Annotated in this window: 12 protein-coding genes; 8 read left to right on the top strand and 4 right to left on the bottom strand. The window is 40.0% G+C overall.

Annotated features, from left to right (window positions below):
* Positions 1 to 183: 183 nt before the first annotated feature.
* Together A4245_RS07225 and A4245_RS07220 are read left to right on the top strand one after the other, a co-directional pair.
* Positions 184 to 735, top strand: a complete 552-nt coding sequence (locus A4245_RS07225) for a phosphatase PAP2 family protein (RefSeq protein WP_067727040.1) — start codon at positions 184 to 186, stop codon at positions 733 to 735.
* 45 nt (positions 736 to 780) lie between these two features.
* Positions 781 to 1,923 carry a glycosyltransferase family 4 protein gene (locus tag A4245_RS07220; RefSeq protein ID WP_067727039.1) on the top strand — a complete coding sequence of 381 codons (1,143 nt, stop codon included), beginning with the start codon at positions 781 to 783 and terminating at the stop codon, positions 1,921 to 1,923.
* Between the two features lie 1,110 nt (positions 1,924 to 3,033).
* On the opposite strand, the gene A4245_RS07210 is transcribed toward A4245_RS07220, so the two are convergent.
* The 3 genes from A4245_RS07210 to A4245_RS07200 form a co-directional block, all read right to left on the bottom strand.
* Positions 3,034 to 4,215, bottom strand: a complete 1,182-nt coding sequence (locus tag A4245_RS07210; protein WP_067727037.1) for a dicarboxylate/amino acid:cation symporter — start codon at positions 4,213 to 4,215, stop codon at positions 3,034 to 3,036.
* A 138-nt stretch (positions 4,216 to 4,353) separates the two neighbouring features.
* A complete protein-coding gene (locus A4245_RS07205; RefSeq protein WP_067727036.1) occupies positions 4,354 to 4,533 on the bottom strand; it encodes a hypothetical protein in 180 nt (59 codons plus the stop codon).
* Between the two features lie 66 nt (positions 4,534 to 4,599).
* Complete coding sequence (locus tag A4245_RS07200) at positions 4,600 to 5,874, bottom strand: BaiN/RdsA family NAD(P)/FAD-dependent oxidoreductase (protein WP_067727035.1); 1,275 nt, start codon at positions 5,872 to 5,874, stop codon at positions 4,600 to 4,602.
* Positions 5,875 to 6,098: 224 nt separating this feature from the next.
* Here A4245_RS07200 and A4245_RS07195 point away from each other — a divergent pair, with 224 nt between their 5' ends.
* The 6 genes from A4245_RS07195 to A4245_RS07170 all read left to right on the top strand — a co-directional run bounded on the left by A4245_RS07195 (position 6,099) and on the right by A4245_RS07170 (position 12,041).
* Positions 6,099 to 7,715, top strand: a complete 1,617-nt coding sequence (locus A4245_RS07195; protein WP_067727034.1) for a putative polysaccharide biosynthesis protein — start codon at positions 6,099 to 6,101, stop codon at positions 7,713 to 7,715.
* 13 nt (positions 7,716 to 7,728) lie between these two features.
* A complete protein-coding gene (locus A4245_RS07190) occupies positions 7,729 to 8,457 on the top strand; it encodes a pseudouridine synthase (protein ID WP_067727033.1) in 729 nt (242 codons plus the stop codon).
* Positions 8,458 to 8,516: 59 nt separating this feature from the next.
* Complete coding sequence (gene thpR / locus A4245_RS07185; protein WP_067727032.1) at positions 8,517 to 9,071, top strand: RNA 2',3'-cyclic phosphodiesterase; 555 nt, start codon at positions 8,517 to 8,519, stop codon at positions 9,069 to 9,071.
* 307 nt (positions 9,072 to 9,378) lie between these two features.
* A complete protein-coding gene (locus A4245_RS07180) occupies positions 9,379 to 10,197 on the top strand; it encodes an NERD domain-containing protein (protein ID WP_234402372.1) in 819 nt (272 codons plus the stop codon).
* Between the two features lie 3 nt (positions 10,198 to 10,200).
* A complete protein-coding gene (locus tag A4245_RS07175; RefSeq protein ID WP_067727030.1) occupies positions 10,201 to 11,127 on the top strand; it encodes a diacylglycerol/lipid kinase family protein in 927 nt (308 codons plus the stop codon).
* 95 nt (positions 11,128 to 11,222) lie between these two features.
* Entirely contained in the window at positions 11,223 to 12,041 is an 819-nt protein-coding gene (locus A4245_RS07170) for a phosphotransferase family protein (RefSeq protein ID WP_067727029.1), read from the top strand.
* Here the strand turns inward: A4245_RS07170 and A4245_RS07165 are convergent.
* On the bottom strand, positions 12,028 to 12,318 hold the full coding sequence (locus A4245_RS07165; protein WP_067727028.1) for a YtzH-like family protein: 291 nt from the start codon (positions 12,316 to 12,318) through the stop codon (positions 12,028 to 12,030). The genes A4245_RS07170 and A4245_RS07165 overlap by 14 nt on opposite strands.
* Between the last annotated feature and the right edge of the window lie 52 nt (positions 12,319 to 12,370).

The raw sequence follows: 12,370 nt of genomic DNA, 5'->3' as shown, positions 1-12,370 counted from the left end.
TTTTTTTTTGCGTTTTGCTAAAAGAAGTTTGGAAAAAAGTGTTTTATGTATATCTTTTTTAATCCTGATAACGTCTTGACCGAAATGTGTAATTATTTTTACAATAATTTAAAATTTACTAAATACTATTTCATTACAATGGATAGTAGATATAAAACATATATAAATTGAGGGTGGATGTTGATGGATAAGTTATTTGCTCATTTTTATACTTTGGAAAGCCAATTATGCAGGTTTATAAACCAATATTTCAGTCAGAGACATTTAAATTTATTTTTCAGTGCAATTACACACTTGGGTGGATCTATAGTAACCATAAGTTCTCTAATGCTCTTAATACTGTTCACTTCGGGTTCTTTGCAATTGACTGCAATTGCAAGTGCCGTTTCCTTAACATTAAGCCACATTCCAGTCATTTTCTCAAAAAAACTTTTTCCGCGCAAAAGACCATATATTTCCCTTCCGCACATATATGTTTCTAAAAATCCTTTAAAAGATCATTCATTTCCTTCCGGTCATACGACAGCAATTTTTTCGATAATCACTCCATTTGTTCTTATTTACCCTACATTAACTGTTATTTTACTTCCTATTGCCTTTGTTGTAGGATTGTCCCGCATTTACTTAGGACTGCATTATCCTTCAGATGTAATTGTTGGGTGTATGCTTGGTTCATCAACAGGAATGCTTTCTTTTGCAATCATAGAAACTTATTTTCCAAGTGTATTCATATAAATAAGCTAGAAAATTTTAATTATATATTTAGGGGGGAATTATTTAATGAGAATTGCAATTTTTACGGATACTTTTGCTCCTGAGGTTAACGGAGTGGCCAAAACACTAAAACGGTATACGGAATATTTGGAGGAAAACAATATAGAATATCGTGTTTTCGCACCAAAAAGTGCCGGTGAAGATTTATTTTCCAAGCACGTCTTGCGTTTCAAGAGCTTACCTTTATTTATGTACCGTGAATGCAGGCTGGCACTGCCTAATATTCCTTTTGTAAAGGAAGAATTGCTAAGTTTCAAGCCTGACATTATTCATGTAGCTACTCCGTTTAATATTGGATTATGCGGATTGCATTTTGCTAAGAAAATGAATATCCCGATTGTTGGATCATACCATACCGATTTTGATAAGTATCTGCAATATTATGATATGCAGTTGCTGTCAAAGCTGCTTTGGAAATATATGCATTGGTTCCATCGTCCTCTCAGAAAAATATTTGTCCCCTCTGTTGTAACAAAGGAACAATTACAAAAGCAGGGGTTTACCAATTTGGCGATTTGGCCGCGTGCAGTTGACCATTCCGTATTTAATCTGAATTATAATCTGGATGGGATCAGAGAAAAATATAATATTAAAGAAAAATACATATTACTTTATGTTGGAAGAATTTCGCCTGAAAAAGATGTGATGCTGTTACCGGAAATTAATCAAATGCTTCCTGATGCACAGAGAAAGGATATACATTGGCTTGTTGTTGGGGATGGTCCTCTAAAAGCCGAGTTGGAGGAGAGAGAGATACCCAATATGACATTCACGGGATTTTTATCTGGAAACAATCTGGCTCAAGTTTATGCATCGTCCGATTTATTTGTTTTCCCCTCTGCCACAGAGACATTCGGAAATGTTGTACTGGAGTCATTAGCTTGTGGAACTCCTGTTATTGGCGTAAATTCAGGGGGAGTGCGTACGATCATTCAACAGGATAAAACTGGATTGCTCTGTAATGAAAAAAATACTGTAGAGTTTGTCGAAGCAATAACGAAGCTGTTATCTGATGGCAGCAAAAGGAAAGCGATGGGAATACAGGGACGTAATTATGCCATGACCCAAACATGGGATTCTATCTTCAGTAATCTTGTTGCAGAATGTGAATCAGTACTTGTTGAAGAGGAATATAAAGTTTTTGCGTAAGAAGGATAAAATGAGGCTTGGACAAAAGTGTATTTAATTATAGGAAAATCCGAACTATGATTCAAGATTCTTTCGTTACAATTCGAATTAGATCGGATTTTTTCTTTTTAAATTTTACTTATCCTGATAGCAATTGTTTTTTGTAATGGTACATTTATTTAAATTTGTATACATTCTATATTTTGTTATTGGGGATTGAATTTACAGATAATCTATGCATTTCTCGTTAGTAATTTTCAATTTAATAAGCAGGATGTATTCTAGAATATCTCTTTCATATGTTATCCATAAAAATGGAAGGACTTATTTGGGTTGGCTGCCTGCTCCCGGAATAGGAGGACTGTGTGAAGTTTAAAAAAGCGGAACACAGGCCTACTGGGAAATCCGGTAACAGGATTAAAAAATGGGGTGGCAGGTTGTGTGGAAGTATAGAGAAAAGTTCCAAAAATTGCTTGATTCTCGCTCCTTTAAAAAGGCATTTTACACAATAAAGATAACATGTAAAATTATATTGCCGCTATTTGCCTTTCACATAGCGATTGCTATGGTTCTGGGGCTTTATGAGGCTGATAATTCTAATGCTTTTACATTTTTATTGCTGCTATCTGCATACTATCTCCTCTATTTGACCATAACTTTTTCGATACACGTGGGGTTTCACGTTGCAAATAACAGATACCATCTATTGAAGGACGATAAGCATTATCGAATTTTACGAATCATAAGCATCTGTTGTATTTGTGTTCCGCTGGGAGGGGTAATGATGTTTTTCCCTATATTATTCCCATTAAGCTTCCGCGAAAAAGACGCAAAGTAAGGGAATGCTTGATTACTGTTATTATTATATTTGAATTACTTATTATCACGAAAGGCTCTATTGGTACTCTGTATTTTACAAGTATCTCCTGGAAACGGTAACCGAGCTGGAGTCCATGAGACATGGCTAGTGTCAACGGGGCGGTATAACTTTCTTCCATGCTGTTGTATTATGAATAATTCTAAGATTAAATTTGCCGTAGCGTGTATATATCAGCCTGAAAGCCAAACCAACCAGCCCCTACACAAACCAAAAAAGATGAAACCACATTTCATGGTTTCATCTCTTTTGATTTATGCTTTATCTGTTTCTGTAACGTTCCATTTTTTACTTAGGCTATCTGTTATTGATGTGATTGCTCCATCACCGGTTACATTACATGCAGTGCCGAAGCTGTCCTGTGACAGGTATAGGGCAATCATAAGAGATACCATTGTTGGCCCGAATCCGAGCATGGTGTCCAATAATCCGATTGCCGCCATAACAGCACCACCGGGAACACCTGGAGCTGCAACCATAGTTACGCCTAGCATTAACAGAAATGGCAGGACGGTTGTGAATTCGATGGAATCACCTTGCAGGAACAATACTGCCATTGCACAGCTAAGAATTGTTATGGTACTTCCAGACAAGTGAATGTTTGCCAGCAGCGGAACGGTAAAGTCAGCAGTGTTTTCACGTACCTTCAATGTTTTGGAGTGTTGCAGAGTTACCGGAATGGTTGCTGCCGATGATTGTGTACCAAGTGCCGTAAAATAAGCTGGAGACATTTTTTTAAGCATTATTAAAGGATTTTGTTTGCTTAATGAGCCTGCAACTGAATATTGGATAATTAAGTAGAGTACATGCAAAATGACGATCATAATAAAAACTTTTGCAAAGACACTTAAGATTGTTGCAACCTGACCGGCATGTGTCATATTGGCGAAAATACCAAATATATGGAACGGCAGCAAAGGAATGATGAACCTTTCGATGACAAGCTGAATAATGTCACGGAAATCATTGGAAAGTTTAAGCAGTGCATCGCTTTTAATGGCTGCTATTCCGATACCAATTACAAAGGAAATTAGAAGCGCGGTAATAACTTCCATTGGTGGTGTCATTTCCACATTAAAAAATGCTTCACTTAATCCTTCCGTCGGGTCTGTAAAAATTTCCATGGACTGGCCGCTAAGAATTGTTGGATACAGGCTTTTTGCTGTGAAAAATGCTATCGTTCCTGCAATGATTGTGGAAGCATAGGCAAGGAAAGCAGTCAATCCTAACAGTTTTCCTGCTCCTCTACCCATAAACCCGATACCAGGAATGATGAAACCAATGATAATCAGTGGGATAATAAAACCTAAAAAGTTGCCAAATAGTCCATTGAAAGTAGCAAACAGTCGGATGAACCATTCATTTGCAAATGAGCCAATGGCAATACCAAGAATGATTGCTGTAATAATTCGTGCGAGTAAACCATATCGTTTCATATATTACTCTCCCCCCATAGTAAATATTTCTCTAATTTTTTCATTATACACTGGGAAATGCAACGATACCAGTCTATTTTTAAAAAAATAAAAAAAGGGAAGCACCAAATAATGTCAGGAACTTCCCTTTTTATCTGATTAACTCATGCCGTAAGGACCCATTGAACCGGAATTGGAACCGCCGCCCCCAGTTAGAAAAGGCATCATTTTCTGCACGGTTTGACCGAGGTTTTGATTATTTCTTGTCATCGTATAGTACGCTGCAGCTCCTACACCGACTGAAGCAAGTATTGGCAACCAGTTACCGTTCTTTTGCATTCATCATCAATCCCTTCAGTTAAAGTTTCAGACAGGTTTAGGATGACTCAACACGGCAAAAACATGCTAGGAATCATATACCATATAGGAAGCTTCTTCAGCTGCATTCATGCCGGCCAGTCTCCCCGTGACAAGAGCAGAAGTAATATTATAGCCACCTGTATAGCCATGGATATCCAATATTTCCCCACAAAAGTAAAGTCCGTGCATGATTTTTGACTGCATCGTATTTGGTACGATCTCTTTAATGGAAATGCCCCCTCCAGTTACAAAGGCTTTCTCCAGCGGGAGGGAGCCATGGACATAAAATGAAAAATTTTTAATCGAATGGACGATGGAACGCACTGTTTCCTTGGATACATTTGCACATTTCTGCTCATCGCTGACTTGATTCTGTTCAAGTATAAACGTCAGAAGTCGTTCCGGTACGATTCCTTTGACAATGTTTTTGAATGCTTTTTTCGGATTTTCCTCCATAGAGTTCAGAATATCCTGAAGCAGCTTCTCTTCCTTTTCCTCTGGCAGGGCGTCGAGTACCATTGGAACCTCTTTCTGCCCCTTCATAAGCTCTTTTACGACGAATTGGGAACATCGCAATACTGCTGGGCCAGATATACCGAAATGCGTAAAAATCATATCCATTCTATGTGTGATGATTGGTTTGCCTTTTTTATTTAATACGGACAAGTCCACGCTGCGCAGGGAGAGTCCTTGCAGGCTTTTATTTTTGATGAATGGCTCTTTCGACGTGAGCGCAACTTCTGTCGGATAAAGCTCGGTTATCGTATGTCCGGCTTTTTTTGCCCATGCATAGCCATCACCGGTTGACCCGGTGTGTGGTACCGCTTTTCCCCCGGCAGCTATCACAATGGCCTTCGTATGGAGCTTTTGCCCATCCGTCAGAATGACAGAATGAATTGTCTCGTCGTAATGGACTGCCTCCACTTTTGTATTCATTTTTACGGTTACATTTAACTCACTCAGTTTATCGATAAGTGCGGTTACAACACTTTGAGCCGAATTGGAGACAGGAAACATACGGCCGTGATCCTCTTCCTTCAATGCTACCCCCATATCTTCAAAGAAATCGATAATATCATAGTTATTAAAAACGGAAAAAGCGCTATATAGAAACTTACCATTTCCAGGGATATGTTTGATTACTTCCTCCTGTGGGAGCCGGTTTGTCACATTACATCTTCCACCACCTGAAATGGCAAGCTTTTTCCCGAGTTTTTTCCCTTTTTCAAGCAGTATTGTTTTTGCGCCGTGCTCTGCTGCGGATATCGCTGCCATCAGACCGGACGGACCACCGCCAATTACGATTACATCATATGTCAATTCGATTCATTCCTTTCGTAAGTATATTACCACTTATCTGCTGTTCCACTCAAATTTACATTATGCAAAGTTCTATAATCGACAAAAAATGAGTTTTGTGACGAATGTTATTTGAAGAAAGTGTAGTTTAAGTATGGTAAAATGAATGTTGGATTTAAAAAGAGTACACTGCAGGCGGGGAAGTCGCAGTGATCAAACAAGATTGCTAAGATGCGGGTGAAGTGATGTCAAAAATAGTAAGAGGTACGATGCTTTTAACGGGTGCATCGTTTTTGTCGAAATTTCTTGGTATGATCTATCTGATTCCGTTTAATGCGCTAGTGGGTGCAGAGGGCGGTGCGATGTACGGATATGCATACACACCATATAGTATTTTCATCAGTATTTCTACAGTTGGGATTCCGGTAGCGGTATCCAAATTTGTTTCCAAATATAATTCACTCGGCGACTATGAGACCGGAATGCGAATGTTTAAAGCAGGAAGTACCCTGATGCTTGGCACAGGCTTCGTTGCATTCCTGATTTTGTTCTTCAGTGCTGACTGGCTTGCACAAATGCAAATTACCGGGGATGAAGCGGAAGTGACCGCTGAAGACGTAGCTTTTGTTACACGAATGGTCAGTTTTGCACTAATCATTATCCCTTCCATGAGTATTGTCCGCGGGTTTTTCCAGGGACACCAATCAATGGGGCCTACAGCGGTTTCCCAGGTCGTCGAACAGATTGTCAGGATTGTGTTTATCTTGGTTGGGTCGTACATTATCATCCAATTGCTGGGTGGTTCTGTCACGACCGCTGTCGGTTTTTCCACTTTTGCTGCTTTTATTGGGGCGATTGCTTCCTGTGTCGTATTGGCTGTTTACTGGAAAAAACGCAAGCCATTTCTCCAGCGGCAGATTGCCCAGCAACGTTATACGTATGATTTTCAGATTGGAGATTTGTTTAAAGAGCTATTCCGTTATGCAGGGCCGTTTGTGCTTGTTGGACTGGCAATTCCTTTATATCAAATAATCGATCAGTTTACTTTTGAACCGGCGATGGTTGCCAGCGGTCGGAGCGACGTTTGGGTGCCGGCAGCTGCTGCTATCCTAACGTACGGACATAAAGTGGTTATTATTCCGATGACAATTGCCACTGGTCTTTCACTGGCGATGCTGCCGAGCTTGACCGAATCGTTTACGAAAAAAGACGATCAACTGTTTACAACGCAGATTAATCAGGCATTACAGATTATACTAGTCCTTGTCATTCCGGCTTCTGTAGGAATAGCCATTCTTTCTGACGAAGTATATGGTTCTTTATATGGGATGGAGGATATAGCTGTAACCGGTACATTGCTCACATGGTATGCACCTGTTGCACTCCTGTTTGCCCTGTTCACTGTAACATCGGGGATTCTTCAGGGGATCGATCAGCAAAATTATGCGGTAATCAGTCTATTGGCGGGTCTTTTTGCAAAGGTCCTATTGAACAGTCAGCTGATCCATATGTTTGGTGCAAAAGGGGCAATCTTCGGTACTGCAATTGCTGCAGGCATTGCTGTTATACTAAACTTCTGGAGGATTAAAACTGCCATTGATTTCAGGTTTAAACAAACGATTAAACGGACGATCCTCATCATCATTTTTACATTGGTAATGTGTATTGTCGTCTGGATTCTCAAAGGAATTATGGGGTTATTCATTCCTTACGAAGAAGAACGCTGGGCCGCGATTGTTATGCTTGCAATCGGCGCATCTGGCGGGGCAGTCGTCTATTTGGGACTTGCCTATTCATCCACATTGCTGGAACGAATCTTCGGGGGAAGAATTCCTTTAGTGGGCAGATTTTTAAGAAGGTAAAAGGAGAATGATGATGCGTCTTGATAAATTGCTTTCGAACATGGGAATTGGAAGCAGAAAAGATGTAAAAACTTTATTAAAGAAGAAACAGGTTACCGTTAATGGAACTGTTGTAAAAGATAGTGGTATGAAAGTCGAACCGTTTGCAGATGAGATTGCCGTAAATGGGGAAATTGTCCGTTATCAGAAATATATTTATTTAATGATGAACAAGGCACCAGGCTATGTATCGGCAACAACAGACGCTCGCGAGAAAACGGTAATCGACCTGCTTGGTGAAGACGTCCGGCATTTCAATCCGTTTCCGGTTGGACGTCTTGATAAAGATACAGAAGGGCTTCTGCTTCTTACCAATGATGGTGACTTGGCACATCAGCTCGTTTCTCCAAAAAAGAATGTCGGAAAAACGTATTTTGCAAGGATTGATGGCAACGTAACGGAAGCAGATATCACAACCTTTCGGGGAGGTGTCGTGTTGGAGGACGGTTATCAAGCGAAACCGGGAGAACTTGTCATTTTGAGAAATGGTGAAATTTCAGAGGTTGAAGTTACGATTACTGAAGGGAAGTTCCATCAGGTGAAGCGGATGTTCGAAGCGGTAGGGAAGAAAGTGATTTACCTGAAACGTCTGAGCATGGGAGAATTGAAGCTGGATAACGGCCTCAGGCTTGGTAAATACCGTGAACTGACTAAAGGCGAACTGGAGTATTGTATTTCTTTAAAGTCACCATCGGAAGCATGACATCGGATCGGATTGACAGTGCATGAAGTGTTTAGCCTGGAAAAAATGAGGGATCGATTATGTCACATTATTTTATAGCCATCCAACTGCCAGAGGAGCTTCAAGCATTTTTTTCCGTATGGCAGCACAAATTGAAGGAACAATTGCCGTACAAGCAATGGCCGAACAAAGAGGAGCTGCACATCACTCTAAAGTTTATCGGTGAAGCTGCCGATAATAAAGTCGTACAATTGAAGCAGGAATTGCAGGCAGTGCAGGAACTGCAGACTTTTAATCTGAGTGTCGGAGGTATAGGTACATTTGGCAATCCGAGTAAACCTCGTGTTTTATGGGCAGGGGTGGAACGTACGGAGAGATTATTCGAACTCCAGCAAACCGTAGAGAATTGTGCCCGGAAAATCGGCTTTGAAAAAGAAAACCGTGCATACCGACCACATATTACACTGGCGAAAAAATGGGCAGGAAAGCGTTCTTTATCTGAAGAGACATTACCTGGCCTGCACAAGCAGTTTACAGATAAGCAGACGATGCATGTAGCAGATGTAATACTGTTCCGCATTCATCCATCAAAGTCACCAAAATATGAAGTGGTGGAGCGATATATGCTCAAATGACCAATTGCAAAAATATTCATAGCCGCCGGGAAATTCCCGAAATGAGCGGAATCAAGTGTAACATCAAGAAACGTTGCCTGCCTCGTTCAGGGGTTTTAGGATATTTCCCGTGTCAATTATAGCGTGCTGTATACGTAACTGCAGCACGCTCCACTATTATTAGGAGGTGTAACCTATCGCACAGTTAATTAAACTTCAGGATTATGTATCACGATACGAGTGGGATACATATCGTTATCCAACACAATATATCCGTTTAAAGAAGGATAACTGGAATAAACTTTACAGTATATGGAAAAATCCTCAATTGCTTGCTGCCGAGGAACCTGAGGCAGAGCCAGAAACAGAACAACCTGCCATGAGCAGATTTTCCAAACTTAAGAATAAATTGAAACGATCACAAGAGCCTGAACCAGTGGAGGAGACAAAGCAGGAACCGAGTGAATATGCAGATCTTCCGGATACGGAAGCAGAGTTAAAGCAATATTTTTTAGATAAACTTTTTCGCTTCCAAATGAAATGGGCAACGACAACAGTAACGGAAACTTCTTTTGTAAATGGTGATTATTATGATGATCCGCTCCTGAAATATATGATGCAACGATTTCCGGATACATACTTAATCATGTATTTTCCAATATTTGCGATAAAAAAGGCACCGATTGAAACGGAGATTTTACTGATCAGTCCCATTGGCATTGAAATTATTCATTTTCTTGAGAAAAGTCCTGATACGGTTATCATGGCAGGTGATGAGCGTTCATGGACGCTTGAAAAAGGTAATGAGTATACTAAGATACTAAGTCCGCTGATCGCTTTAAAACGTTCTGAAAAACTGATTAACAGTATATTATCAAGCTATTCTATTGATTTTCCAATAAAGAAAACTGTATTGTCCCGAACAAACTCGATTGTATATGCAACAGAGCCTTACAATACAAAGCTGATTGGTCAGAAAAACTATGCAGATTGGTTTCAGGAAAAGCGTCAGCTGTCCTCACCACTGAAAAGCACCCAATTAAAAACGGCAGAGGCATTACTGAAAACATGTCAGACAACCTCCATGAAACGTCCGGAATGGGATAGCGGCAGTGATTCGAATTCATTTGGCATTGTAAGGGAATAAGTCATGTATATTTTTATCATTAATCCGAAAGCTGGCTTTGGGCGGGCAAAGCGAATATTTTCGGATATTCAGCAAAGTTCCATCTACCGTCAAATGGAAAGCAAACATTATTTTACGGAATACGAGGGGCACGCAGAAGAGATGGCAAAACATATCTCTGGTAATCCAGCAGGCAAGACAATCATCGTTATTGGCGGTGATGGCACGATCCATGAAGTTATAAACGGATTATCAACGGTAGAAATTCCGATAGGCTTTATTCCGGGTGGTTCCGGAAATGACTTTGCCAGAGGCAGTGGCATAAAAGGCAGTCCACAGCAGATTTTAAAGAAGATTACAAAAGCTGACCATATGTTGGATTATTGGGTCGGGAAATACAGTCAGCCAGGTAAACAACCGCGGAAATTTGCAAACAGTATCGGTTTTGGCTTCGATGCTGAGGTCGCAAAGACAGTAAATGAATCGAACTACAAAAACCTTTTTAATTCGATCGGACTTGGTACAGTAAGTTATGTTATCGCACTTTTACAAGTTTTAGTGAAATTTAAGCCAATGTCCATTACTGTGGAAGCCGACGGCAAAGTGAAGACACTTCACAAGTGCTGGATGGTTTCAATTGGAAATCATCCTTATTATGGCGGTGGAATGAAGATTATTCCGCATGCAGTGATACAGCCTGAGATTCTTCCAATCCTCATTATTCATTCGATTTCCAAATGGAAGGTTCTCGCTCTGTTTATAACGGTTTTCTTTGGCAAGCATGCTGCATACAATGAGGTGGAAGCACTCCAGGCGAAAACATTGAAAATAGTTTCCGAGCAACCTATACTGTATCAGGTAGATGGTCAAACCGACCTATGCCGATCAAATGAAATAATTAAGCAGACTGCCCCGATAAAAATACTGGGAATAGCCAATTATAAGAATTAAGTATTTTTCATGAATGAAAAATCGTATTTGTGTTTTAATGAAAATCACTATAAAATGTATTATTGAATGCTAATTTTGAAAGATGTGAAAAAGTTATGATCGAATGGCTTGAACAAGTATTAGGTATTGGTTGGAAAATAACACCTGCTGGCGGGCTTACAGGTGATGCATTTGTTGCGGAAAAAGATAATAGACGACTTTTTCTGAAACGTAATTCTTCTCCATTTCTCGCTGTATTATCTGCTGAAGGAATCGTCCCTAAGCTGATTTGGACAAAGCGGATGGAAAATGGAGATGTGATAACCGCACAGGAATGGCTTGAAGGAAGATCGCTGAAAGCACATGAAATGCAGCACCAGCGTGTAGCTGATATCCTTCATAAGATACATCATTCTTCTGAACTATTGCATATGCTCCTCCGTATGGGGAGAAAACCTGCCACATCGGACGATAGCCTTATAAATATTAAAAACATGCTAAATTCAAGAGGTCTGATTGATAACTATAAGGAAGTTCAGAAGGCTATCGAGCATCTTGAACAACTATTGCCGAAGACGCGTAATCAAAATCTTGTGGTATGCCATTGTGATATTAATCATAACAACCTTATCCTGACTGAGGATGGGAATACTTTCCTTGTTGATTGGGACAATGCGATGATTGCAGATCCTGTTACGGATTTTGGCATGCTGCTGAAATGGTACATTCCAATGGAGAACTGGGATGACTGGCTGATAAAATATGGTGTTACTCCTGATAGCAACCTGTTTGAGCGGATGTACTGGTACTTGCTTCATGATGCGCTCCAGTTTTTGAACTGGCACTCGAAACGGAAAGAACCAGTTAAAGCTATGGAACGCCTCAATGATCTTAAAGAATTAAATGAACAGATACGCACATCTATTCTAAAGTAGTGTTTTGCTGTATAGCACTTATCCAATTATCCAGATTATTTTTATTTAATGTGATATGATCCGGCTGACTTTGCGCTGATTCGCCTTGTCTGCCATAATTATATATATCGGGAAGCAGACGAAGCAATTGTTCATCAGCAATGCTGTCGTTTGCCAGCATCGATTTGACTAAACGCTTTATCTGCTGGTATTCACTGACACTGGCACAGCAGTCAATTTGTTGTTCATCCAAAATATCGAGAAGCAGTGTTAATTGATTGTTGACGTCAAGCGTCATGATAATCACCTCAGGGATTAGTTTAGTCTGTTTTTATTTTTCTATTCAAAAA

It is taken from the genome of Oceanobacillus damuensis (genome assembly GCF_001618145.1).
Classification (GTDB): Bacteria; Bacillota; Bacilli; order Bacillales; family Amphibacillaceae; genus Oceanobacillus; species Oceanobacillus damuensis.
The sequence above is the reverse complement of the archived record's forward strand: the minus strand, read 5'-3'. Positions and strand labels throughout refer to the sequence as shown.

What these genes read in the sequence shown, in the direction of transcription:
- A4245_RS07170 (WP_067727029.1), top strand. Translation starts at nt 11,223, where the DNA reads ATGATCGAATGGCTTGAACAAGTATTAGGTATTGGTTGGAAAATAACA.
- A4245_RS07175 (WP_067727030.1), top strand. Translation starts at nt 10,201, where the DNA reads ATGTATATTTTTATCATTAATCCGAAAGCTGGCTTTGGGCGGGCAAAG.
- A4245_RS07195 (WP_067727034.1), top strand. Translation starts at nt 6,099, where the DNA reads ATGTCAAAAATAGTAAGAGGTACGATGCTTTTAACGGGTGCATCGTTT.
- A4245_RS07220 (WP_067727039.1), top strand. Translation starts at nt 781, where the DNA reads ATGAGAATTGCAATTTTTACGGATACTTTTGCTCCTGAGGTTAACGGA.
- A4245_RS07210 (WP_067727037.1), bottom strand. Translation starts at nt 4,215, where the DNA reads ATGAAACGATATGGTTTACTCGCACGAATTATTACAGCAATCATTCTT.
- A4245_RS07225 (WP_067727040.1), top strand. Translation starts at nt 184, where the DNA reads ATGGATAAGTTATTTGCTCATTTTTATACTTTGGAAAGCCAATTATGC.
- A4245_RS07190 (WP_067727033.1), top strand. Translation starts at nt 7,729, where the DNA reads ATGCGTCTTGATAAATTGCTTTCGAACATGGGAATTGGAAGCAGAAAA.
- thpR (WP_067727032.1), top strand. Translation starts at nt 8,517, where the DNA reads ATGTCACATTATTTTATAGCCATCCAACTGCCAGAGGAGCTTCAAGCA.
- A4245_RS07205 (WP_067727036.1), bottom strand. Translation starts at nt 4,533, where the DNA reads ATGCAAAAGAACGGTAACTGGTTGCCAATACTTGCTTCAGTCGGTGTA.
- A4245_RS07165 (WP_067727028.1), bottom strand. Translation starts at nt 12,318, where the DNA reads ATGACGCTTGACGTCAACAATCAATTAACACTGCTTCTCGATATTTTG.